The sequence below is a fragment of the Acinetobacter kanungonis genome (assembly GCF_009939195.1).
In the GTDB taxonomy this organism is placed as follows: domain Bacteria; phylum Pseudomonadota; class Gammaproteobacteria; order Pseudomonadales; family Moraxellaceae; genus Acinetobacter; species Acinetobacter kanungonis.
This window is the reverse complement of sequence record NZ_JAACKC010000004.1, coordinates 44271-65920: the sequence shown is the minus strand read 5'-3', so window position 1 is coordinate 65920 and position 21650 is coordinate 44271. Positions and strand designations below refer to the sequence as shown.

The following is a 21650-nucleotide window of genomic DNA, read 5'->3' as shown; positions in this document are numbered from 1 at the left end:
AAACGAAAATTTCGTGCAACATCAGGTTAGACCACCTGATACTGTAAACGAGCGAGATCTTGAATATCTTGGAGCAGTTTGCGTTTGCTAAAAATCATGCCCCAAGAGCTTCCACCCAGCTGACGCCACAAATGTGCCATTTGTAGACCAGTAAAGAGGGCAGCGCGAATTCGGTTGGTGTGTGCTGCATCCTTAAATGCTTCTGCATTGCCACGCACCATAATCCGAGGATTAATTTGTCCTGCAGTATCGACATAGGTTTGGGCTAAGTTGGCAAGAATGCTTGGATGCGTATAGTTATTATCGAAAAATGAGAGCTGTTTTAAGATTTTTTGTTGTGATTTTTCAATGATTTCTACAAATTTTGGATTGCTATACACTTTCTTTTCTAATTGTAATAACGCCATGGCATAGGACATTGGCAGTTTGGCATTGGAAAGTTTCGGTAAGCGAGATTTGGGTGCTGGATTAAACGGTTGGGTAATGCTGCTTTCCAGTGCTTTTAATCCAAGCGAGATATCAGCGAGTTGATTGAAAAAATCTAGAGTCTGGCAGGACTGGTTGGAGGTCGGACGAATATTCAGGCTGGCTTTAATGAGCTGCTCTAAATAGAAATTCCCGCTATCTCCGATGCTCTGTCGTCCAGAAATAGCGGTCATATGGGTGAGTTGCGTTGCCTGAAACACAGCCGCAAGCGCCAATGCTCGATTTTGACGTTGACTTAAAGTTTGAGGCTGTTGAAACGGTAACTCACCCATACCGAACAATCCTTTTATTCAATAAAATCTGGTTTAGGGGCATTGGTATGATGAATCACGCCACCACCTAAACACACATCATCTAGATAAAACACAACACTTTGACCAGGGGTAACAGCACGTTGCGCTTCATCAAACTCAACTCGAACACCATTTGGCATCGAGTCATCTTTATATAATACGCAAGCTTGGTCGGGTTGGCGATAACGGGTCTTTGCCGTACAGCGGAAACCTGTCTCAGGAATCGCTTGTTCACCTGCAACCCAATCAATTGCTTCACTCCAAAGCACCGTGCTTTGCATGAGTGGGTGATCATGACCTTGACCGACCACAAGGCGGTTATTTGCAATATCTTTGTATAATACGAACCAAGCACCTTCTTCAGCGCCTTTCATACCACCAATACCAATACCGCCACGCTGACCGAGCGTATAGTACATTAAGCCGTGATGTTCACCAACCTCTTTCCCGTTATCGAGGACAATTTTTCCAGGTTGAGCGGGCAAGTATTGTTTCAAGAAGTCATTAAAACGACGTTCGCCAATAAAACAAATGCCTGTTGAATCTTTTTTCTTCGCGGTGACTAAACCCAGTTCTTCTGCAATGCGGCGAACTTCAGGTTTTTCAATTTCACCCACAGGGAACAAGGTTTTATTAATTTCACGCCCATGCACGGCATGTAAGAAATAAGTCTGGTCTTTATTCTTGTCTAAACCACGCAGGAGTGGTGCATATTCTTCGCCACGAGAATTGGTCATGGTTTCACCATGACGGCAATAATGACCTGTCGCAATAAAGTCCGCGCCTAAATTTACCGCATGGTCGAGGAAAGCACGGAATTTAATTTCTTTATTACACAGGATGTCTGGGTTTGGGGTACGACCTGCGGCATATTCGGCAAGGAAGTGTTCAAATACACGATCCCAATATTCCATGGCAAAATTGGCGGTGTGTAATTTAATTCCAATTTTATCGCAAACAGCTTGTGCATCGGCAAGATCTTCCATTGCCGTACAGTATTCCGTGCCATCATCTTCTTCCCAATTTTTCATGAAAAGTCCTTCAACTTGATATCCTTGTTGAAGAAGAAGTGCTGCAGATACAGAAGAGTCTACACCACCAGACATACCGACGATGACACGTTGTTGCATAGGATTAAGCATCCAGATTTGAGATAAAAGGAGAGTTTTGATGCTCGTAAATGAGCGATAAAGGGTATTGCTGTCCTGCAAGCGCATCTTTGACCGCTTTAATGACTAAAGGGCTACGTGCACGAGCAGTTTCTTGAAGTTCGTCCAAGGTCATCCATTTAGGGCCGACAATTCCTCGATCGAGTTCAGCTTCAGGAAAATACTCTAAGACATGCGCTAAAAAACAAAATCTAAAATAAGTACGGTCTGGGAACATCGGTGGGGTGTAAGTATAAATACCTAACAAGGCATCCACTTCAACCGCATGACCTGTTTCTTCCATGGTTTCACGAACAGCCGCTTGAATAATGCTTTCACCACATTCGACATGCCCAGCAGGTTGATTAAACACGGTGTGTGTAATGCCTTCACTGTGCTCTTCAACAAACAGAAACTTTCCGTCTTTTTCAACGACAGTGGCTACGGTGACATGAGCTGCCCAAGCGGTCATAAAAAAGTACCATGGAATAAAAGGAGTATTCTACAAAATTTAGGGGGGGATGGCTATGTTGATAGGCAGTTTTCTTTAGGAGTAATTATTTCGCTATTGTTAAATCATAAGATTTATTTCTTTTAAGCGGTATTGTGTTAATTTTAGGAAAATTAAACAGATTTAGACTTAAAAATAAAATTTATTAAAGAGAAGAATAATGCAGAAAAAAATACTGCTTTCATTGTGTTTGATTTTCCTCACAGGATGTTTCCAGCGAGAGAATCCAGTGCTTCCCAAAGAGGGGGATATTGTGACATGGAAACAAAATGATCATTTGATTGTTAAAGCTATATTAGGTGAAAGACGAAAACATATAGTTAATACACATTGTAGACGATGTGAGGTTGAATTTTATCGTCCAGAGAGAGAGCATTTTTTAGGGCAATTTCCTATAGATTATATTCCTGAAAAATTTTCTAAGATTAATAAGCTAGAAGCAAATAGTCTGCCAAATCCTTATTCAAACTATCAACTTGAATTTAACTTTATGCTGAATGGATCAACCGGAACTGCTACAGATAAATCTATTTATAGTCAAGATGGTATGGACCATCCAGACCAAGTTAAAGTTATTGTAAATAATCGAGATATAAAAAAAACAACAGGTGAAATATTTAAAATTTTTTTAGAAAACAATAAAGATATTTTTGATGAAAAAATGTTTATAGAGTATGGGTTGTATTGTTACCCCAGAAAAGACATTAAAAATATTTGGTGTTTTGGTGAATCTGATAATAATAGGGTTTCAGGTTTGATGGTTGCATTTATGGGTAATAATAGGGTGGTTGTTCAGTCTAGAGAGAGTGTTTATGGGGGAGTTGAAGTTTATTGGGTTGTTAATAGGAAGAATCTAAAATATTGGAAAAAAATAGATGCTAAGATATGGGATCTTCTTGATGTATGGAATGTATCTCCACTTTCGGATTCAAGTCAGTGAATTAGTTAATTAAAAAGCCATGCCAATGTGCAAAATTATGAGTCTTTTTCTTTGAAAGATATTAGGGTGTGAAATTTAAAGCTCTTAAATCGACATATGGTATTGATTTAAAAAATAAATTTATGAAAGAAAAAGTTGTTGATTCTTGGGGAAGTGACTGGCGTTATATTCACTAAATTTGTATCTGCTAGCAAAGCTATTCGAGAATTTAACGCTCTTGCTATTTCTAGATACTTGGTCTATTTTAATTGTATGAATTATTCTTCTTTACCGAAACGACCTCGCGGCAGACCAACCAAACATGGTGGGAACTATGCCGACACGAAAGATGTGTTAATCCGCAGAGGGATCGAGTTACTGACTGAACGTGGTATGAACGCCATGAGCTTGGACGATCTGATGAAATCAGTCCAAGTGCCTAAAGGGTCTTTCTACCATTATTTTGCAAATAAAGAGGCCTTTATTATAGAAGTCTTAAATGCTTATGAGCTTTATTTTGTGAAGCGATTAAATCTGTTCTTAAGCCCACCCCATCTTTCTCCATTAGAAAGGCTGCAAAATTTTGTAAAAGATGCTGGTGAAAAACTGCAAAAATACGATTTTAAACGCGGTTGTATTTTAGGCAACTTAGGGCAAGAAGTTTCGTATTTACCACCTGAGATTATCGCTCGAATCGAAAGTATCTTTAAGGTCTGGGAGAAATTAGTTTCAGATTGTTTGTATCAGTCAGAGGCACAATATAGCGTTGTTGAGTGTGATGAAGCAGCTTATCAGTTTTGGATTGGGTGGGAAGGTGCGGTATTGAGAGCACGTTTGGTCAAATCTACCAGTCCTTTAGATGCCTTTTATCGCTTGTTTGCGGTCGGTGTAGAACAGCTAAATCGTGTTCAAAATTAAGTAAAAAATAAATGCAGATGTATGCATTTATTTTTTACTTAATTCTAGACACATAGTCTAATTAAATAAAGAGGAAGTTTTATGTACAAAGGTATTCAAATCACTAAAGATGATGCAGGTTACAGCTCAGAAATTACAGAGATAGCCGCAAAACCTTTGCAAGAAGGAGAGGTTAGAGTCGAGGTAAAGTATTCAACCTTAAATTATAAAGATGCGTTGGCGATTACTGGACGTTCTCCAGTGGTACGTAGCTTTCCGTTGACCCCAGGCATCGATTGTTCAGGTGTCGTGATTGAATCAAAACATTCAGCATGGACAGAGGGAGATGAGGTTGTACTAAATGGCTGGGGCGTGGGTGAAAAATATTCTGGAGGACTGGCTGAGCAAGTGACGGTCTCAGGGAATTGGCTCATCAGAAAACCTTCAGCCTTTTCTTTTAAAGATACGATGATCATTGGTACAGCAGGTTATACCGCTATGTTGTGTGTCATGGCTTTGCAAAAGCACGGGATCCAGCCGAGTGATGGAAAAATTTTAGTGACGGGTGCAAATGGCGGCGTGGGTAGTATCGCCATTATGCTTTTGAAGCATCTGGGTTATGAGATAACCGCCTCAACAGGTCGACCTCAAGAATCAGAATATTTAACCTATTTGGGTGCGAGTGAAATTATTGATCGTACTGAATTATCTTCGCCAGGAAAGCCATTAAGCAAAGAAGTTTGGGCAGGTGTGATTGATACTGTCGGTAGCCATACTTTGGCAAATGCATGTGCTGGAACCCAATATCGTGGTGCTGTTGCTGCGTGTGGTTTGGCAGGGGGGATGGATTTTCCAGCTACAGTTGCTCCCTTTATTTTGAGAGGAATCACGTTGTATGGAATTGATAGTGTGATGGCACCCATCGAATTAAGAATAGAAGCTTGGCAGCGTTTGGCTACAGAATTAGATCAAAGCAAATTGGAAACTGTAACGACTGAAATTCAGTTAACGGATGTTATAAATATTTCTAATGATATTTTAGATGGAAAAGTCAGAGGTCGAGTTGTTGTAAAACTATAGTCTGACACACTCATCCATAAGTGCTTATTCATCAAATGCCCCTCAGATGAATGAGCACTTATACTAAAGAATCAATATTTTAGTCCTCTAGAGCCATCTTTCTTAAACATACTAATTCATCTACAAAGTATTAAAAAAAGCCCCAGACTCTGGGGCTTTTTAATTAATCTTGTTCTCGGTAATTATTCGCCACTTTCACATAATGGCGCGCAGAATATGTGAGAAACTCTTTTTCTTTATCAGTTAATGGACGTACCTGCTGTACTGGACTGCCAACATACAGATAACCACTTTCCAGTCGTTTACGTGGTGGAACAAGACTGCCCGCACCAATCATCACGTCATCTTCAATAATGACATCATCTAATACAATCGTGTTAATCCCAACCAAAACACGATTGCCAATCGTACAACCATGCAAAGTGACATGATGCCCAATGGTGACATCTTCACCAATAATAAGGGGAGAACCATTCGGTTTAGCCTCATTTTTATGGCTGACATGCAGCATACAGTGATCTTGCACATTGCTGTATTTACCAATGCGAATGCTATTTACATCACCACGAATCACGGCAAAAGGCCACACGGAAACATGGTCAGCCAGTACGACGTCTCCAATGACAACTGAGGCATCATCCACATAACAACTAGCATCAATCTTGGGTTTGCTATCGAGGTAAGGACGAATATTTTTTTTCATGGGGTTACAGCTTCATTCAGCAATTTACATCTGAGTATAAAAGAAAAAAGCACTCGTATTTGCATACGAATGCTTTAACTTTAGTTTAAGCAGTTAAGGCTTAAAATAAGTTTGCGAAGAATTGTTTAATATGGTCGATTAAACGTGAGAAGAAACCAGCTTCTTCAACCGCTTGTAATGCAACCAATGGTTTTTCAGAAATCACTTTACCATCTAAGCTTGCAACGTATTTACCAATCACTTGACCTTTTTGTAATGGCGCAGTGAGTTTAGGCTGAACGACCAATTGAGTTTTAATGGCATCAGCTTTGCCTTTAGGCATAGTCACGTTGAAGTTTTCAGCCAAGCCAATTTGAACTTCGTTTTCTTTACCAAAGTAAACTTTCGCTTTCGCTAAAACTTGGTTCGCAGGTTGAACTTTAACAGTTTCGAAGTTTGCAAAGCCCCACGCCAATAAGGTACGTGTTTGGGTTGCACGCTCTTGGATAGTTGGTGTGCCAAATACCACAGAAATCAAACGCATTGGACCACGTTTTGAAGAGGTTGTGATACAGTAACCTGCTTCTTCGGTATGACCAGTTTTTAAACCGTCAACACTTGGGTCTGTATACAACAGGGCATTACGGTTGCCTTGTTTAATGCCATTGAAGGTAAATTCTTTTTCAGAATAGATTGGGTAGTATTTTGAACTGTCATGAATGATATGTTGCGCAAGCATTGCCATATCTTTAGCAGTTGAATAGTGACCGTCTGCAGGCATACCTGTTGAGTTAATGAAGTGGGTGTTGGTCATCCCCATACGTTTCGCTTCTTCATTCATCATGTAAGCGAAAGTACCTTCATTGCCTGCAATATGTTCAGCCATTGCTTTAGAAGCATCATTACCTGACTGAATAATAATACCGCGCAACATTTCTAAAGCAGTTGCAGTACCATTTAAAGGAACATACATACATGATTCTGTGCTACTGCCACGACACCATGCAGATTCGTTCATACGAACTTTTTCATCTTCAGTCAGCTCGCCCTTCAACAGTTTTTGTTCAATGATGTAACTGGTCATCATTTTTGTCATTGAAGCAGGTGCTAACTTTTCATTTTCATTTTTTGCTGCGAGGATTTGCCCCGTCTCATAGTCCATCAAAACATAAGATTTATTATTGAGTTCTGGTGGCGTAGATAAGACAGTTGCTGCGAAAGAGAAACTTGGTAATAGTAATGTTGCAGCAAGGGCGCTTTTACGGATCATTTCTAGCGGGTTCCAATATCTTGATGTAAGCACAAAGAGCTTAGCATTCTAGGATAAAGCATAGCCGACTTCTACCTGTGAAATCGGCTTATTTCAAAAGTATTGTAACCAATTTGTTTCAATTGCTATAGGTGGTCAATTCTTGACAGATTTCTTTATTTTTATCGTCGCCAGCACTTTTAGCATCAGATTCTGCTTCGGCTAAAATCGGTTTAAAACTTTTAGATTTGCTCAATTTCATTAAAGCACTTACAGCATCTTTTTCTTCAGGAAGATGTTCTTGTGCCAACTTGCTATAGCCTTGTTCAAAGCCATCTTTATTGTCGACTAACTTCGGGCAAATCTCTGAAAGTACATAAATCGCAGCCAGCTCTTGTTGAGTAACTGTTTGGTTTGGCGTGACTTCAATATTTTCGTCTTTGCTTTCTTCAGCATGCGTGAAGGAAAAAGTTAAAGCAGTTAGTAAAGCTAATGATGTTGTTTTTAACGCAGCAAATTTCATAAACAATAAACTCAAAAAAGATAAATCGACTTGAGCTTAGGTTAACCCGATTGAGCAGAAATGGAAGAGGGGAAATGTATATAAATGGTTGAAAGGATGGAGAAGAAATGAAAGATGTAATTGTCGGTTTTATGCTTACGAATGACTCAAGTACAAGTCATTCGTAAGATTTTTAGATTAAGCTTGATATTCAGCTACATCCATACACACAGCATGCTGTTCTTCTTTACTGGTTTCTTGAGCAGCTTTGCGTGTTTCTTGCAAAATTGATTTGTATTCAGGATCGGCTTGTAATTTATCTAAAGTCATTGACGCATCAGAATATTCTTTTAAATACATCTTCGTGAGTGTTTGTACATTTGCATCGAGTTTGGCATTATTTCCAATCACGGCAGGGCATACTTCAGCCATAATTTGGGTAGAGGCAATATCTTCTTTGACAATGCTGTTGGCTTCTTCTTGAGTTAAGCCTTCGTTGGCACTGATTGCTTGAGCAAATAAAACTGCAAAACCCAACCCCAAAACACGACGAAATGATAAAGTTTTAATCATTGTAAGACACTCATTTAATGATAGATATTGTGCGCTAATATATATAATTTCACATATAATTCAATGAAATGTTCTAGTCAGTCACGTTAAAAAGCGAGTTTTTTGTGAATATTCTAATTGCCAATGATGACGGTGTTTTTGCGCCAGGGATACAAGCTTTAGCACGAGCGTTAAAACCATTAGGTCGTGTTGTCATTGTGGCGCCTGAAAGTGAGCGAAGTGGTTTTTCCAGTGCTTTAACTTTAGACCGTCCATTAAGACCTATCTCGATTGCGCCAGATGTCTGGGCGGTCAATGGCACGCCAGCAGATTGTGTTTATCTGTCTATGAATGGACTGTTTGATTTTGAGTTTGATTTGGTCGTTAGCGGGATTAATAGCGGTGCGAACTTGGGAGATGACGTACTGTATTCGGGTACCGTGGGTGCCGCATTTGAAGGTCGACTCATGAAACAGCCTGCAATTGCGGTATCTTTAGCAGGTAGTAATGTACGTAGCTATGATCACCCTGATGATTATGCAGCGGCAGCACAATGGGTACATGATTTTATTCAAGCAGGACTACCAGAATTACCGCCACGTCATATTTTGAATATTAATATTCCAGATGTTGCAGAACTTCAGGGACAGAAAATTACCTATCAAGGTCGCCGTCATCAATCTAAACCGATTACCAGTCATGTCGATCCGCGTGGTCGCCAAGTTTATTGGATCGGACTTTCTGGAGAAGCTGTAGCCGAACCTAAACAGGGCATGACAGGCATTGAATCAGATTTTTTTGCAGTCGCGAATGGTTTTGTCAGCATCACGCCCATTCAAATGGATGCGACCAATTATGAAATCTTGCAGAGTTTGCATGAACAGTGCCGCTAAAAGCCTTGTAAATGTTGTAACTTTGTGAAAAAGTCCGTGAATGCGGATTTTTTCAAAATATTTTTGCTACTCTTACGCGCATGAAAACCAATAAAGACATATAGAGAGGAAGATTAATGCCTGCGATGTCGCAAAATCGGATCTTTGCTACGCCAACAGCATTGTTGAAAACCCTAGTGATCTCAACTGCTATTGTTACCACTGCCATTTTAAGTGGATGTGCATCCAAACCTCAAATTAATAATCCGACCCGTTACGCGACGGCACCTGACTATTACACTGTTCGTTCAGGGGATACCTTAAGTGGAATCGCGGCACGTTATGGGCTAAGTTATATCAGCATTGCCGATATGAATGATATTGCGCCGCCGTATCGTATCTATGTCGGGCAGTCACTAAAACTAAGAGGTTCTGGGAATAAACGTACAGCAACCACGCAGGCAGTGACCCAAACTGCACCGATTCAACGTCAGGCGATTACTTTACCAAGTAATCCTCCACCAGTAACAACGACGACCACAACCAAAACAGCCCCAGTCCCAGTTACTCCGCCCCAAGTCAGTGCATTACGTTGGGTGAAGCCGTCGAATGGCGCTGTGATTGAAAACTTCAATTTGACCAATAATGTCAAAGGTATTCGTTATGGCGGCAATGTGGGTGATGCAATTTATGCTGCTGCCAATGGACAGGTGGTCTATGCCGCGGATGGACTGAAAGAATATGGCAACTTGATTCTCGTGAAACATATCGATGGCTATATCACTGCATATGCACATAACAGCAAGATGCTGGTGAAAAGCGGAGAAAATGTAACGGCCGGTCAAAAAATTGCGGAGATGGGTTCATCGGGTACAAGCCGCACCATGCTTGAGTTTCAGGTACGCTTAAATGGTAAACCAATAAATCCGACTAATGTTTTACCAATAAATTAAATTAAGATCATTACAACATTTGAATTTCACCGTATAATCCAATGAGTTGCTTTTATCGAAAGGTAGGAGCATCTCATAAGTTTAGAGGGAAATTTATGTTAGATCAACTTCGAGCAATGGGAGTGTTTGCTTGTGTTGTGGAAAAATGTTCGTTTAGCGGAGCCGCACGAGAGTTAGGAATTACTACAAGTGCTGTAAGCCAGCAGATTCGTTCTTTAGAACAAGAGATGGAAGTGATCCTTCTGCATCGTTCGACACGAAAGTTGAGTTTGACTGAAGCTGGACAAGCTTTTTTTCATAGCTGCCAAGAGATGCTAGCTGCTGCAGAGCGTGGGAAAATTCGTATTAACGAATTACGCGATGACCTAGTCGGGGAGTTGCGTATTGCAACGACACCAGAGTTAGGTGCAAATCACGTTATTCCTGCATTATCACATTGGATGTCGGCCCATCGAGGTTTAGCTGTTCATTTGGAAGCGGACAATCATTATATTGATTTGATTGAAGGTCGAATTGATATTGCGTTACGCATGAGTCCGAAAATTGAAGATCAGAGTTTATATGCGGTTCCACTGGCCCGCGTTGAACAAGTGTTAGTTGCTTCACCGAGTTATTTAAATCAGACGGCACCTATTTCGCGTCCTGAAGATTTAAAGAATCATGATCTGATTCCCGTTAACTTAATGAAAAACTATGAAAGTTTTGCTTTCCAACATGGCATGTCTGGTGAAACAGTGAGTATAGAAATGAACTCGCGTTTAACCACCAATAATGTGTTGGTTGCCAAGTCTTTATGTCTGCAAGGACATGGAATTTCTCGAATTTTATATCTTGATGTTCAAAAAGATTTAGTCAATGGTGCATTGGTAGAAGTCTTACCAGAGTGGAAATTACCTAATTTCTATTTATATGCGATTACATCTAAGCGTGAACAACAGCCGATGAAAATTCACCGCTGTTTAGATGCATTGAAACAATATTTTTGCCAATTACCCGGTGGCAGGATATATCAAGAAGCTTCATAAAAAGCTGAAATAAAAAAGCCGCTAAACGCGGCTTTTTTTGTAGGTGGATGATTAAGCGAGATAAGCTTGAATCATCGTCACTAAACGTTGAATCAATTGATCTGCTTGCTCTTGAGTGATGTTTAACGGTGGTAATAAACGAACCACTGAACCCGCAGTGACATTAATAATCAACTGATGTTCATCACGTGCAATGTGAACCAATTCAGCACACGGTTTTGGTAAATCAATACCAATCATCAAGCCAAAGCCACGAACTGCGACTTTTTGATCGGATAATTTCTGCGCCAATTGCTGCACAATATAGTTCCCCATTTTCGCAGCATTTTCGACTAGATTTTCTTTCTGAATGACGTCAATCACTGTGTAGACCACACGTGAACCTAAAGCAGTACCACTATAGGTTGAACCGTGGTTCCCCGCAGTAAGCACACCCACAGCACGACCTTGAGTCATGACAGCACCAATCGGAAAGCCATTGCCCAAGCCTTTTGCTGTAGTGAGTACATCAGGCACAATGTTGGTATGTTGATAAGCAAAGAACTGACCTGTACGACCATTACCTGTTTGTACTTCATCCAGCATCATTAACCAGTTGTGTTGGTTACATAGGCGACGGATATCTTCTAGATAGCTAAAGCCTTGAGGTGCAGTGTTGACACCACCTTCACCTTGAATCGGTTCAACCAAAATAGCTACAATATCAGGGTGTTGAATCGCTGCTTCTTCAATCGCTTCAATGTCACCAAAAGGTACGCGAATAAAACCTTCAACCAACGGTTCAAAGCCTTCTTGGACCTTTTTATTGCCAGTTGCCGAGAGCGTCGCTAAGGTACGACCATGGAAAGAGTGATCGGCTACGATAATTTTTGGTGTGCTAATCCCTTGCAAATGCGCGAATTTACGTGCAATTTTAATTGCACCTTCATTTGATTCCGCACCACTATTGGAGAAGAAAACTTCTTCCATACCTGCAACTTGCGCCAATTTTTGCGCTGCAGCCGTTTGCCAAGGCACTTCAAATAAGTTGCTGGTGTGAATCAACGTACCCGCTTGCTCAGCAATGGCTTGAGTGATTTCTGGATGTGAATGTCCCAAACCACAAACCGCAATTCCTGTTAACGCATCTAAATATTCAGTTCCATCTGCGGTATATAAATACGCTCCTCGGCCTCGGACAAAGCTGATCGGCTGACGGCCAAACACAGGCATCAAATGAGATGGTTGATCAGTTTGTATAGGGGCTTGAGTAAAGGTATTCATAACTAACTCGTATTTGAAAAGAAATAATAGACTTCACTAGCATCGGCTTACCGAAAGTAGGGAGACGATAGTGGATTGGTTTTCCAATTCTGGACAGAACTGCAAAACAAACCCTATATAAGCAAAATCTCATCTAGAATTAAAGCCTGAATGTAAATAAAACTGGAAATATTGCTTTAAGCATACTGTTTTGTTGTGTTTTGGGTATAATGCAAGGCAGATTAGTTGAGGATTCATCAATGACTGAACAAACACGCGATACAGAAGCGTTAATTCGTGACCAGATTGCTAAACACGCAGTTCTTCTTTACATGAAAGGCACGCCGCAATTTCCACAGTGTGGTTTTTCTGCTCGTGCGGTAGAAGCACTCAGTCAAATTGGTCGTCCGTTTGCTTACGTTAATATTCTAGAAAATCCAGATATTCGTGCAACATTACCGCGTATTGCGAACTGGCCAACTTTCCCGCAATTGTGGATTAACGGTGAGTTAATCGGTGGTAGCGATATCATGCTTGATATGTTCCAAAAAGGTGAGTTAAAGCCTTTAGTTGAACAATACAGCCCAGCACCAGAAGCTTAATTTATTTCTGTTGTAAGTAAAAAGCCAACATGATGTTGGCTTTTTTTTTATGCTTGAAAATTAAAACTGATATTAGTCCTTAAGCCATTTTTAAATGTGCTGGCAAAGCTGGGAGTTTCTGGTCTCGTCCTACCATATAGGTGTATTGGGCAAGGCTAAACATTTCAAGATCTTCTTCACTATTGCCATAGGCATAAATGCTTGCATATTCAGCTATAGGATATTGCTGAGAAATTCGTTTTTTCTTTTCCATTCGGCTACAGTCGGCAGATTGATAATGTCCTGTAAGTCGACTTTCACGAACTTCTGTTTCAGTACAAATCAGATCAATTCCCAATAACTGGCACAGCGGTTTAAGATATAAATCAACGGAGGCTGAAACCAAAACCACATCATGCCCAAGTGCTTGATGCAGTTGTAACTGCTGCATGAATTTAGGATCCAATTCTTGAATCAGATGCTGCGCATATTCCTCAGCAATTTTTTGGATTTCAGCATAATCCGTGTCTTTAAACATACCATAAAACAGTTTTGGTCGCATGGCATGCGCTGGATAAACATTGAGGTAATAGGCTTGAATCCATGGCAGGAGCTTCAAGCCCTGTTTGACAATATGTCGCTTTGACAGCGCGTAAAAAATGAAGCCTGTAAAACTGTCTTTTTTACACAAAGTGCCATCAAAGTCGAATAATGCTAGATTTTTATGCGTTTCGCCCGTTGCATACATGTTTCATAACGTCCATTCACGCGGCTGGCAAACCAGTTGGTATTATAATCACGACTTAATTTAGGTCCTGAAATGACCACTTGAGGCATCATGGCATAGAATGCCTTTTTGCCTGATTTTTCTTCATAGAGTTTTGTGACTGCACGATAAGTTGCCGTGTCTTCAAAATCTTTCTCTTTTTCTTTCTTCAAGTCACTGCGAATTTGGCGTGGAGTGACTAAAACATTATTCTGAGCAAATACATTAATTAATTCGCGTTCAGACTCGCTCTTCGCAGAACGAATTGAGCCATCCTTATTATAAAGCAGCAAGTCACCATCAAGGCTAAGATCAGCAGTGGTCAAATCATTGAGCATGCTTTGGAAAGCCGCATTACGGCTTGAATACATGCCTGAGTTGTAGTCTGCAAAACGATAAATTGCTTTGTCATAATCGGCTGGGTACATCATTAAACGGTGTATGCCGTAATACAAACCACCATATTGACTATATAAATCGGTTCGTAATTCGGCAATACTGCCACCTTGACGTTTATGCGCTTTGGCATAGCCAATATGCACTTGCATCGAGCCCAAAGTGGTAATCGGATTCATTTTTTCACCGACATCTTGCCCAACCAGTTTAGCCGCACCTGTTAATGCACTGACATGGTAATGCTGCGACATATAGTCGAAAATTTCACGGTAAAGCTCATCCAATTGTCGTTCAGTTTTTACGCGACGCATTTGGCTTAAGTAGTTATCTTCTGGACTCGGTTGGGTTTTGAGTACTTCCTCAAAATAACCAGCTACTGTACCGCCAATCGTTTCACCTAATTTATCAGTAAATTTTTCAGTTAGACGATCTTGGACTTCCTTAACTGCTTTTTCACCCAAGCCTGGGACTGTTGGATCGGCTACAAAATTCGATTCTTGATCCACAACAGCCACAATACTGCAAATATTTTCTTTGCTTTGCGGAATACCGAGTTGCTCAGTAATGTCAAAAATATCTTTTGCCCATGAGCCACGATCATTCACGCGGGACGGAATAACGCGTTTAATTTGATCACTGTCTAAGGTTGGCTCATCATCTTTCCACCACGAATGATCCCCACACGCCGCAAGGCTGAATGAGAGTGCTAATACGCTTAATGGTTTGAGTGATTGAATTAGGGATGCAGGAAAAGCAGTTTTTCTCATAGTCTCGGGGCAATCGGTAAAGGATGAGCAAATAGAGCAGATGCAGTATACTATGCTGGTGATTAAAAGTTATGAATATATATGTATATTGGTCCCTATCAACTGTCAAATAATTTAATCGTCGCACCTATGGCAGGTGTGACGGATCGTCCATTTCGTACTCTGTGTAAATACTTTGGCGCAGGACACGCGGTCAGTGAAATGATGACGGCAGATAAAACCTTGCGTATGAGCAAAAAAAGCTTGTATCGGGCAAATTTTGATGGGGAACTGGCACCAATATCGGCACAAATTGCGGGCTCAGATCCGAAAGATTTGGCTGAGGCAGCACGATATCAAGTCGCCAATGGGGCACAAATTGTTGATATTAATATGGGCTGTCCTGCCAAGAAAGTCTGTAATAAGCTCGCTGGCTCGGCGTTGCTACAAGATGAAGATTTGGTTGCACGGATTTTAGATGAAGTTGTTGCAGCAGTTGATGTGCCTGTCACGCTGAAAACACGTTTAGGTTTCTTAAACGGTCATGAAAATATTATGCGTGTGGCACAAAGAGCTGAGCAGGCGGGAATTGCAGCTTTGGCTTTACATGGTCGTACCCGTGAAGACATGTATTTAAATACTGCACGGTATGGCTTAATTAAAGAAGTTAAACAGTTACTCAGCATTCCAGTCATTGCCAATGGCGACATTGATAGTCCTGAGAAAGCACAATACGTGTTGGACTATACTGGTGCCGATGCGATTATGATTGGACGTGCTGCGCAGGGACGACCTTGGATTTTTAGAGAAATCGCACATTATTTAAAAACTGGACAGCACATGGCTGCGCCACAAATTGCTGAAGTGAAAGATGTTCTACTCGGGCACCTCACCGAGTTGTATCAATTTTATGGGGAATATTCGGGTTGTCGAATCGCACGTAAACACATCGCTTGGTACACCAAGGGTCTACGCGCGAGCAATGAGTTTCGTCAAAATATGTATAAAGTTGAAACCACAGCAGCACAGGCTAAAGTAGTTGAAGAGTATTTTAATCTGCTCTTAAACGAAGGACAAACCATACATGATGTGCAAGTCGAGCAAATTAACTTACTTGATGTTTAAAAGTCATCACATATTCAAAGCCCAGCGATTGCTGGGCTTTTCTTTATCAAGTTTGGCTCAATTCTAAGACCAGTTGGTTGATGAGATCAGCCGCTTCCAGTTCACGAATTTGCGCCACATTAGAGCCTGCCCAAAATGCGCCATAGCCATGTTCGCCATGTTGGCTGGCAGCAGCATGTAATTGTTTCGCGAGATCATAAGTATAGGGATAGGCAGGTACAGCAGGGCGTAGTGGTAGATCAATTTTGGTATGCCATTGATTAATTAGGCCACGTGCGGGACGTCCCGAAATACTGTCTGTGATTTGGGTAATTGGTGAGTCAAATAAAGCTTTGCGATACACAGCATTGGCATTTGAGCTTTTACATTGTACAAAGGCCGTGCCCAATTGTACGGCTTGGGCACCGAGTTGTAGCATTTGGCGGGCTTGTTGGCCTTTCATAATGCCACCCGCGGCAATAATGGGAATACCACAATTTTTGTTGAGCAATTGAACCAGATCGGAAGTTTTAATTGCACTATCAATATGCTGATTGAATATCCCACGATGTCCACCTGCCTCAATGCCTTGGGCAATAATCATGTCTATACCAGCAGCTTCAATGGCTTGTGCCTCAGGTAAGTTGGTGGCAGAGACCATGGTCAGAATCCCTGCCGCTTTTAAGGCAGCAATTTGATGTGCATGCGGAATTCCAAAATGGAAACTCACTGCTTTGGGGCGAGTTTCCAGTACAAGATTTAAAAAATCATCATGGTCTAAAAAACTTGGATATATACATTCTAGTTTTTCTGGAACAGGCGCATTGAAGTGCTCAAATTGTGGTGCTAAGTAGTTGAGCCATTCTATTGTAATCTCAGGATTTAGTTTTTCACTGCGATGACAGAAAAAATTGACTTGGAACGGTGCATCAGTCAAAGCTTGAGTGGCGAGTATTTGCGCGCGTGCAGCAGAAATGCTACTCGCACCTAAGCCTAAAGAACCTAATCCACCTTGATTAGAAACTTCAGCTGCGAGTGCTGGTGTGGAAACGCCTGCCATAGGGGCTAAAAAAATAGGATGTTTAATTTCTAGTCGTTCTAATAAAGACATGATCAGGCTCCTTATGTTTATTTCACTGTGCCTAAGCGCTTCAAAATATGCAAATAATATTCATTATTTAATCGAGAAATATGAATCAGGGTAATTAATATTCAAGTAATGAGTTTGTTCTGGCTTAGGTTTCTTTTGATTATTCTTCTGCAAGTATTAACGATTCATCATAAAAAAAAACACCCTATAAAAGGGTGTTTTTGGAGTTCAGTCAGTTTACTGCTGTGCTTTTTCTTTCACATCACCAGCACCTTGTTCAACTGCACCCGCTACATGAGCGGTTGCATCTTTGGCAGCATCTTTTACATCATTCGCAGCAGCTTCAGTTTTAGCAGCAGCTTCGTCTGTTGCGGCATCAATTTTGTTTGCAGCATCATTTGCCGCAGCTTCAGTCTGCGCAGCAGCCTCACTTGCAGCATTTTGCATGTCATGACCTGCTTGTTCAGCGGCATTTTCTAAATGTTCACCTGTGGTGGCACCCGTTTCAGGTGGTTTTTCTTTACTACATCCAACCAAAGTAACAGCAGCAGCAAGACCTAAAGCAACAAGTAATTTATTCATAAGAAGTTTCCTTTTAGTTGTTTTATCCGCATAGGGATAGACAAAATATAAAGTAAAAATGACGAAATAATGATCTAAAAATGTTAAGTATATGTAATTGTTAGTAAAAAAATATAAGAAAATGCAAATTAGACTTGATCGTTAAAAGTAGGAAAATATGAGTATTCCAACCTATTTAAAATACGGCTCAATGATGGTCTGGATTCGATATGATGTAATAAAAGTCGATAATACAGTTAAATGATTATTAAATAGGATTAAATAAACCTATTTAAAATTTAATTAAACTAATAAATACAGTGATTTATGTTGAAAAAATGATGTTTATTGGGGTGAGCAAAAATGCCAATCCAATATAAAATTTATGGAATAAAGTGATTTTATTAAAATATATTAAAAAACATATATTTATTTAAATTTAGGAGAATTTATCTTCAAATAACGAAGATAAAAACCCTATAAAAAATAAGGGAATATGTAACAAAAAATTTAATAAAAGTTTGATTGATGATGTTTTATGCAAATCATTTTCTATATAATGTGAGATAAATCACATTTTAATAATTGAGCTGATTCATGATCTTGCAACAGTACAAAATTGTTTTTGGCGGGACGATGGGAGCAGGGAAGTCGGCTGCAATTAAGGCCATCTCTGACGTAAATGTCATTAGCACTGAAGCGGTCAATACCGATATTGAAGCACACTCCAAGCTTTTGACGACGGTCGGCATCGATTATGGCGAAATTGCTTTAGAGGATGGCACCCTGATAGGTCTCTATGGCACCCCAGGGCAAGACCGTTTCGATTTTATGTGGTCAATTGTCTGTAAAGGTGCGATTGGCATTGTGGTGTTAATTGACCATAGTCGTGCAGAACGATTGCTAGATCTCGAATTCTATTTAAGTGCATTTGAAAAATATGGTTCCAATATTGTGATTGGGATTACTCATATGGATCAGGTCGATGACTTAAAGCTCAAGGTTTATCGAGACTGGATGCAGATCCATCATAAAAACTATCCTGTTTTTGCAGTAGATGCACGTGTAAAAGATGATGTTTTGCTGCTAATCGAATCCTTGATTGCCATGCTTGAATGTCAAACGCTGGCTGTGAATTAAGGGGAGTAGTCATGTCGTTTTCACGTGAAATACCGCAAGCAATGAAAGAGCGAAGCCGTGTGCAAGTGCAAAACTTCTTGCATGAAATCAGTGGAATTGAATTTGTCATGCTGTGTTCTTCCTATGGCTTTGAGTTGGCAACAGCTTCAAAAAAGAACTTGGATAATCACGGCAAAATTGCAGCAGTCAGTAGTTCCATTATGGCGATGGTTGCAGCGTTTATTTCTGAAATTCAATTGGTCGGTTGTCAAGCCATCACGCTGGATGCGGAAAATGGAAAAGTGTTTCTATCTACGGTGAACCATCCTCAATTTCCAATGGTGTTAATTGCAGTGACGGACAATGATTTGTTAATTGGGCAAATGCGCTATCACTTCCAAAAATTAAGTGAAGCGTTGGCTCAAATGGATTTCGCACTGGCATCTATTTGAATGAGATGAAAGATGTACCCATAGATGGGTTCAGTAGTGCATGGATGTGTTTTTAAATCTTGAAAATTATGGTTAATTGGCAATGAAGAACATCTTAAATATTGCAGTATTCGGATTAAGTCTAAGTACATTAGATCAGATTAAAACGCAGGTATTACTCGCACTTCCGTCTTCAATTCAGGTGAAATGGGTCAATCTGGCAGAAAATAAAATTGATTTATTGCTGGTCAATGATGTGTTCTTCAATGCACCAGGCATTCAAAAGGTGCTCAATGATCAACGCATTGCGTATTTGCGTCTCGTCAAAAAAGTTGAACATGCGGGGCGTATTATTGGTGATCAGTTATTTTACCCTTTTTCAGATTTAGAACATTTACATGAATGGTTGTCTGATAAGTTATTGCCTGAAGGCGCTATGAAGTTTGCCATGCCGAAGATAGAGCCGAGTAGAACAGTCATATCACCGTCCTATAAGCCCCAAGCCGAAGTTTCGCTTGAACGGGTGATGACTGAAATTTTCACACCTCGAAATGGATTTATTCAGTTGTATGATGCACAAGGCTTTCTGGCATTGATTGATACGCGGACTGAGCGTGTTTGGGTAGAAGCGGGTAAAAGCATTCAATTTAATGCAACGCTGAATCAGACTTATGCGACCGCTCAATTTGTGCAAGAAGTCATGCAGAACAAAGAAGTATATGATTTAAGAGCATGGTTATGGAAAGTGGTCAATCAATCTACCGCTTTGGAATTACCTCATGTAGCGCTGAAGCAAAATTTTAAACTAGAGATTTGGCCACAATTTGAACGTGATCTGAAGCGTAAAGAATACCTAAAAATGGCAGCTTGTTTCTCGCATGGTGCAAAAATAAACGATGTAAAACAGTTTTTGGATTTAAGTCATGATCGGATATTGAATTTTGTATCTTGTGCTGTTCTACTGCAATTGGGGCGTTTTGTAGATCAAAATGAAGTGAAGTTTCAGGAAGATACAAAACAAGTAGAATCTGGTCAAGGTCACAAATTGCGTAGCTTTATTGGAAAATTACGTAAAAAACTTGGCCTATAAAAAATCTGCACCTTGCAATAATTTTAACGGGGTAATTCCCATATCAAGAGGAAACAAGAAATGGCACGTGTTAGTCTAGATGCTTTAACAAGTTTAGATGGTTTTGTAGCAGCAGCGCTGGTAGACAGCGACAGTGGTCTTGCTTTAGCTACTCAGGGGAATGGCGTAGATTTAGAACTTGCTGCGGCTGGTAATACAGAAGTAATTCGTTCTAAGCGCAAAGTGGCGAAAGCTTTGCAACTTAATGACGATATTGAAGATATTTTGATTACTTTAGGCAAGCAATACCACTTGATCCGTCCATTAGATACCAATGAGACTTTATTCTTGTATTTGGTTCTTGATCGCTCTAAATCAAACTTGGCGATGGCGCGTTATGAATTAAAAGGTTTTGAAAAAGGTCTCGATTTTTCTTAATAAAATCTGAACTTTTTAAATGCCAATGTGATTTCACATTGGCATTTTTATTTGTAGCTTAAGTCTTGGAATAGTAGGTTTCATATGCTGTTTTAAAGGTACTGACATGCAGTTCGACCAACTCAGGCAAAGCCTGATAGCCACCCGCTAAGACAAACATCAAGGGAATATTGTTCTTTTTTGCCAGTCGAAAAATCATTTCATCGCGCTTTTCTATCAGTTCAGTACTAAACCAAGAAGATCCACAAGGATCATCCTGATGACAATCCATGCCCGCTTGATAGACAATCAGATCCGCATTCCATTCCATAGCGCGTTTGAACGCATCATGAATCGCTAAAATATACTGGCTAAAGTTCCCTCTATGTTTATGTACGTGACTTGTCTCGGCACGTTCATAGGTCGGGCAACCAAAGGCAAGCCCATAAATACTGTAGTTAAATAGATTGTCATAGCGTTTGGTGAATTCCGCCGTACCATTTCCACCGTGTTGATCACAATCCAAGATAAAGATGCGTTTTTCTGGAAATTGCTCTGCAATCAGGGCTAAACCATTAAAGGTGCAAAATGAGCTGCCAAACTCATACACGGCATGATGAAATCCTTGAGCAATATTGGCTGAAATTTGGTGTTTCCATGCCAGTTCAGCAGCAAGAATTTGCCCCGAATTGATTTGATAAACTGCATCACGGAGTTGCGTATTCCAAGGTTTGAAGCCTTGAAAAGTTGCCATTTTTTCAGGTGTACCCGTATGAAAGGCATCGACATATTCAGGCGCATGCAACTGCTTAAAAATCTCTAACGGTAAATGCTCAGGGACATGAAACTGGGCAATGCCCAAAGGTTTCAATGCTTCAGCAACCGCAGTTAATTTTTCCATACTGTTGGTATGCGTTTGTGCATAGTACTGAGGAGAGTAACAGACCTGAAGCATGAGG

At 40.3% G+C, this 21650-nt stretch carries 25 protein-coding genes; 12 read left to right on the top strand and 13 right to left on the bottom strand.

The window, feature by feature from the left end; all coding sequences use genetic code 11:
- Positions 1 to 26: 26 nt before the first annotated feature.
- From hflD to GWK51_RS08540, 3 genes are read right to left on the bottom strand one after another with little or no spacing between them, the layout of a single operon-like run.
- The gene (gene hflD, locus GWK51_RS08550) at positions 27 to 758 is read right to left on the bottom strand and encodes a high frequency lysogenization protein HflD (protein WP_161933387.1); all 732 of its coding nucleotides are present in this window, start codon (positions 756 to 758) and stop codon (positions 27 to 29) included.
- Positions 759 to 772: 14 nt separating this feature from the next.
- A complete protein-coding gene (gene mnmA, locus GWK51_RS08545; RefSeq protein ID WP_161933386.1) occupies positions 773 to 1909 on the bottom strand; it encodes a tRNA 2-thiouridine(34) synthase MnmA in 1137 nt (378 codons plus the stop codon).
- A 4-nt stretch (positions 1910 to 1913) separates the two neighbouring features.
- Entirely contained in the window at positions 1914 to 2399 is a 486-nt protein-coding gene (locus GWK51_RS08540) for an NUDIX hydrolase (protein WP_100241278.1), read from the bottom strand.
- Positions 2400 to 2598: 199 nt separating this feature from the next.
- Between GWK51_RS08540 and GWK51_RS08535 the strand changes: the two genes are divergently transcribed.
- The 3 genes from GWK51_RS08535 (at position 2599) to acuI (ending at position 5334) form a co-directional block, all read left to right on the top strand.
- A complete protein-coding gene (locus GWK51_RS08535) occupies positions 2599 to 3378 on the top strand; it encodes a hypothetical protein (RefSeq protein ID WP_161933385.1) in 780 nt (259 codons plus the stop codon).
- Between the two features lie 252 nt (positions 3379 to 3630).
- A complete protein-coding gene (locus GWK51_RS08530; RefSeq protein WP_161933384.1) occupies positions 3631 to 4275 on the top strand; it encodes a TetR/AcrR family transcriptional regulator in 645 nt (214 codons plus the stop codon).
- A gap of 81 nt (positions 4276 to 4356) precedes the next feature.
- Complete coding sequence (acuI, locus tag GWK51_RS08525) at positions 4357 to 5334, top strand: acrylyl-CoA reductase (NADPH) (protein ID WP_161933383.1); 978 nt, start codon at positions 4357 to 4359, stop codon at positions 5332 to 5334.
- A gap of 163 nt (positions 5335 to 5497) precedes the next feature.
- Here the strand turns inward: acuI and GWK51_RS08520 are convergent, their stop codons facing one another.
- From GWK51_RS08520 to GWK51_RS08505, 4 genes are all read right to left on the bottom strand, one after another.
- Entirely contained in the window at positions 5498 to 6037 is a 540-nt protein-coding gene (locus GWK51_RS08520; protein WP_161933382.1) for a gamma carbonic anhydrase family protein, read from the bottom strand.
- Positions 6038 to 6137: 100 nt separating this feature from the next.
- Positions 6138 to 7286: a D-alanyl-D-alanine carboxypeptidase PBP5/6 gene (gene dacC, locus GWK51_RS08515; RefSeq protein WP_161933381.1), complete on the bottom strand. Its 1149-nt coding sequence runs from the start codon at positions 7284 to 7286 to the stop codon at positions 6138 to 6140.
- 118 nt (positions 7287 to 7404) lie between these two features.
- Positions 7405 to 7788, bottom strand: a complete 384-nt coding sequence (locus GWK51_RS08510; protein ID WP_100242917.1) for an MCR_0457 family protein — start codon at positions 7786 to 7788, stop codon at positions 7405 to 7407.
- 177 nt (positions 7789 to 7965) lie between these two features.
- Entirely contained in the window at positions 7966 to 8340 is a 375-nt protein-coding gene (locus GWK51_RS08505) for an MCR_0457 family protein (RefSeq protein ID WP_161933380.1), read from the bottom strand.
- A gap of 104 nt (positions 8341 to 8444) precedes the next feature.
- On the opposite strand from GWK51_RS08505, the gene surE reads away from it, so the two are divergent.
- The 3 genes from surE to GWK51_RS08490 all read left to right on the top strand — a co-directional run bounded on the left by surE (position 8445) and on the right by GWK51_RS08490 (position 11169).
- Positions 8445 to 9212 (top strand): 5'/3'-nucleotidase SurE, encoded by a 768-nt coding sequence (gene surE, locus GWK51_RS08500; RefSeq protein ID WP_100242915.1) that lies wholly within the window; start codon positions 8445 to 8447, stop codon positions 9210 to 9212.
- A gap of 116 nt (positions 9213 to 9328) precedes the next feature.
- A complete protein-coding gene (locus GWK51_RS08495) occupies positions 9329 to 10144 on the top strand; it encodes a peptidoglycan DD-metalloendopeptidase family protein (protein WP_161933379.1) in 816 nt (271 codons plus the stop codon).
- Positions 10145 to 10239: 95 nt separating this feature from the next.
- Positions 10240 to 11169 carry a LysR family transcriptional regulator gene (locus GWK51_RS08490; protein ID WP_100242913.1) on the top strand — a complete coding sequence of 310 codons (930 nt, stop codon included), beginning with the start codon at positions 10240 to 10242 and terminating at the stop codon, positions 11167 to 11169.
- A 51-nt stretch (positions 11170 to 11220) separates the two neighbouring features.
- On the opposite strand, the gene GWK51_RS08485 is transcribed toward GWK51_RS08490, so the two are convergent.
- On the bottom strand, positions 11221 to 12432 hold the full coding sequence (locus tag GWK51_RS08485; protein WP_161933378.1) for an aspartate aminotransferase family protein: 1212 nt from the start codon (positions 12430 to 12432) through the stop codon (positions 11221 to 11223).
- Positions 12433 to 12671: 239 nt separating this feature from the next.
- Between GWK51_RS08485 and grxD the strand changes: the two genes are divergently transcribed.
- Positions 12672 to 13013, top strand: a complete 342-nt coding sequence (grxD, locus tag GWK51_RS08480) for a Grx4 family monothiol glutaredoxin (protein WP_016166729.1) — start codon at positions 12672 to 12674, stop codon at positions 13011 to 13013.
- 79 nt (positions 13014 to 13092) lie between these two features.
- On the opposite strand, the gene GWK51_RS08475 is transcribed toward grxD, so the two are convergent.
- Both GWK51_RS08475 and GWK51_RS08470 read right to left on the bottom strand, forming a co-directional pair.
- Positions 13093 to 13740 carry an HAD family hydrolase gene (locus tag GWK51_RS08475; protein WP_161933377.1) on the bottom strand — a complete coding sequence of 216 codons (648 nt, stop codon included), beginning with the start codon at positions 13738 to 13740 and terminating at the stop codon, positions 13093 to 13095.
- A complete protein-coding gene (locus GWK51_RS08470; protein WP_161933376.1) occupies positions 13707 to 14921 on the bottom strand; it encodes a DUF1615 family protein in 1215 nt (404 codons plus the stop codon). The genes GWK51_RS08475 and GWK51_RS08470 overlap by 34 nt, the downstream gene beginning before the upstream one ends.
- A gap of 81 nt (positions 14922 to 15002) precedes the next feature.
- Between GWK51_RS08470 and dusB the strand changes: the two genes are divergently transcribed.
- On the top strand, positions 15003 to 16025 hold the full coding sequence (gene dusB, locus GWK51_RS08465; RefSeq protein ID WP_161933375.1) for a tRNA dihydrouridine synthase DusB: 1023 nt from the start codon (positions 15003 to 15005) through the stop codon (positions 16023 to 16025).
- A gap of 46 nt (positions 16026 to 16071) precedes the next feature.
- Here dusB and GWK51_RS08460 read toward each other — a convergent pair whose 3' ends face one another.
- Entirely contained in the window at positions 16072 to 17115 is a 1044-nt protein-coding gene (locus tag GWK51_RS08460) for an NAD(P)H-dependent flavin oxidoreductase (RefSeq protein ID WP_161933374.1), read from the bottom strand.
- A gap of 216 nt (positions 17116 to 17331) precedes the next feature.
- Positions 17332 to 17676, bottom strand: coding sequence for a hypothetical protein (locus GWK51_RS08455; RefSeq protein ID WP_100242907.1), 345 nt, complete (start codon positions 17674 to 17676; stop codon positions 17332 to 17334).
- A 576-nt stretch (positions 17677 to 18252) separates the two neighbouring features.
- Between GWK51_RS08455 and GWK51_RS08450 the strand changes: the two genes are divergently transcribed.
- The 4 genes from GWK51_RS08450 (at position 18253) to GWK51_RS08435 (ending at position 20712) form a co-directional block, all read left to right on the top strand.
- A complete protein-coding gene (locus tag GWK51_RS08450) occupies positions 18253 to 18795 on the top strand; it encodes a GTP-binding protein (RefSeq protein WP_142768263.1) in 543 nt (180 codons plus the stop codon).
- A gap of 11 nt (positions 18796 to 18806) precedes the next feature.
- On the top strand, positions 18807 to 19226 hold the full coding sequence (locus tag GWK51_RS08445; RefSeq protein ID WP_161933373.1) for a roadblock/LC7 domain-containing protein: 420 nt from the start codon (positions 18807 to 18809) through the stop codon (positions 19224 to 19226).
- A gap of 82 nt (positions 19227 to 19308) precedes the next feature.
- On the top strand, positions 19309 to 20295 hold the full coding sequence (locus tag GWK51_RS08440) for a hypothetical protein (RefSeq protein ID WP_161933372.1): 987 nt from the start codon (positions 19309 to 19311) through the stop codon (positions 20293 to 20295).
- Between the two features lie 60 nt (positions 20296 to 20355).
- Positions 20356 to 20712 (top strand): roadblock/LC7 domain-containing protein, encoded by a 357-nt coding sequence (locus GWK51_RS08435; protein WP_100242903.1) that lies wholly within the window; start codon positions 20356 to 20358, stop codon positions 20710 to 20712.
- Positions 20713 to 20770: 58 nt separating this feature from the next.
- Here the strand turns inward: GWK51_RS08435 and GWK51_RS08430 are convergent, their stop codons facing one another.
- Positions 20771 to 21646, bottom strand: a complete 876-nt coding sequence (locus GWK51_RS08430) for an arginase family protein (RefSeq protein ID WP_161933371.1) — start codon at positions 21644 to 21646, stop codon at positions 20771 to 20773.
- Between the last annotated feature and the right edge of the window lie 4 nt (positions 21647 to 21650).

Excerpts from the sequence above, each read along its gene's own strand:
- hflD (WP_161933387.1), bottom strand. The coding sequence starts at position 758 with ATGGGTGAGTTACCGTTTCAACAGCCTCAAACTTTAAGTCAACGTCAA.
- mnmA (WP_161933386.1), bottom strand. The coding sequence starts at position 1,909 with ATGCAACAACGTGTCATCGTCGGTATGTCTGGTGGTGTAGACTCTTCT.
- GWK51_RS08540 (WP_100241278.1), bottom strand. The coding sequence starts at position 2,399 with ATGACCGCTTGGGCAGCTCATGTCACCGTAGCCACTGTCGTTGAAAAA.
- GWK51_RS08535 (WP_161933385.1), top strand. The coding sequence starts at position 2,599 with ATGCAGAAAAAAATACTGCTTTCATTGTGTTTGATTTTCCTCACAGGA.
- GWK51_RS08530 (WP_161933384.1), top strand. The coding sequence starts at position 3,631 with ATGAATTATTCTTCTTTACCGAAACGACCTCGCGGCAGACCAACCAAA.
- acuI (WP_161933383.1), top strand. The coding sequence starts at position 4,357 with ATGTACAAAGGTATTCAAATCACTAAAGATGATGCAGGTTACAGCTCA.
- GWK51_RS08520 (WP_161933382.1), bottom strand. The coding sequence starts at position 6,037 with ATGAAAAAAAATATTCGTCCTTACCTCGATAGCAAACCCAAGATTGAT.
- dacC (WP_161933381.1), bottom strand. The coding sequence starts at position 7,286 with ATGATCCGTAAAAGCGCCCTTGCTGCAACATTACTATTACCAAGTTTC.
- GWK51_RS08510 (WP_100242917.1), bottom strand. The coding sequence starts at position 7,788 with ATGAAATTTGCTGCGTTAAAAACAACATCATTAGCTTTACTAACTGCT.
- GWK51_RS08505 (WP_161933380.1), bottom strand. The coding sequence starts at position 8,340 with ATGATTAAAACTTTATCATTTCGTCGTGTTTTGGGGTTGGGTTTTGCA.
- GWK51_RS08495 (WP_161933379.1), top strand. The coding sequence starts at position 9,329 with ATGCCTGCGATGTCGCAAAATCGGATCTTTGCTACGCCAACAGCATTG.
- GWK51_RS08490 (WP_100242913.1), top strand. The coding sequence starts at position 10,240 with ATGTTAGATCAACTTCGAGCAATGGGAGTGTTTGCTTGTGTTGTGGAA.
- GWK51_RS08485 (WP_161933378.1), bottom strand. The coding sequence starts at position 12,432 with ATGAATACCTTTACTCAAGCCCCTATACAAACTGATCAACCATCTCAT.
- grxD (WP_016166729.1), top strand. The coding sequence starts at position 12,672 with ATGACTGAACAAACACGCGATACAGAAGCGTTAATTCGTGACCAGATT.
- GWK51_RS08475 (WP_161933377.1), bottom strand. The coding sequence starts at position 13,740 with ATGTATGCAACGGGCGAAACGCATAAAAATCTAGCATTATTCGACTTT.
- GWK51_RS08470 (WP_161933376.1), bottom strand. The coding sequence starts at position 14,921 with ATGAGAAAAACTGCTTTTCCTGCATCCCTAATTCAATCACTCAAACCA.
- dusB (WP_161933375.1), top strand. The coding sequence starts at position 15,003 with ATGTATATTGGTCCCTATCAACTGTCAAATAATTTAATCGTCGCACCT.
- GWK51_RS08460 (WP_161933374.1), bottom strand. The coding sequence starts at position 17,115 with ATGTCTTTATTAGAACGACTAGAAATTAAACATCCTATTTTTTTAGCC.
- GWK51_RS08455 (WP_100242907.1), bottom strand. The coding sequence starts at position 17,676 with ATGAATAAATTACTTGTTGCTTTAGGTCTTGCTGCTGCTGTTACTTTG.
- GWK51_RS08450 (WP_142768263.1), top strand. The coding sequence starts at position 18,253 with ATGATCTTGCAACAGTACAAAATTGTTTTTGGCGGGACGATGGGAGCA.
- GWK51_RS08445 (WP_161933373.1), top strand. The coding sequence starts at position 18,807 with ATGTCGTTTTCACGTGAAATACCGCAAGCAATGAAAGAGCGAAGCCGT.
- GWK51_RS08440 (WP_161933372.1), top strand. The coding sequence starts at position 19,309 with ATGAAGAACATCTTAAATATTGCAGTATTCGGATTAAGTCTAAGTACA.
- GWK51_RS08435 (WP_100242903.1), top strand. The coding sequence starts at position 20,356 with ATGGCACGTGTTAGTCTAGATGCTTTAACAAGTTTAGATGGTTTTGTA.
- GWK51_RS08430 (WP_161933371.1), bottom strand. The coding sequence starts at position 21,646 with ATGCTTCAGGTCTGTTACTCTCCTCAGTACTATGCACAAACGCATACC.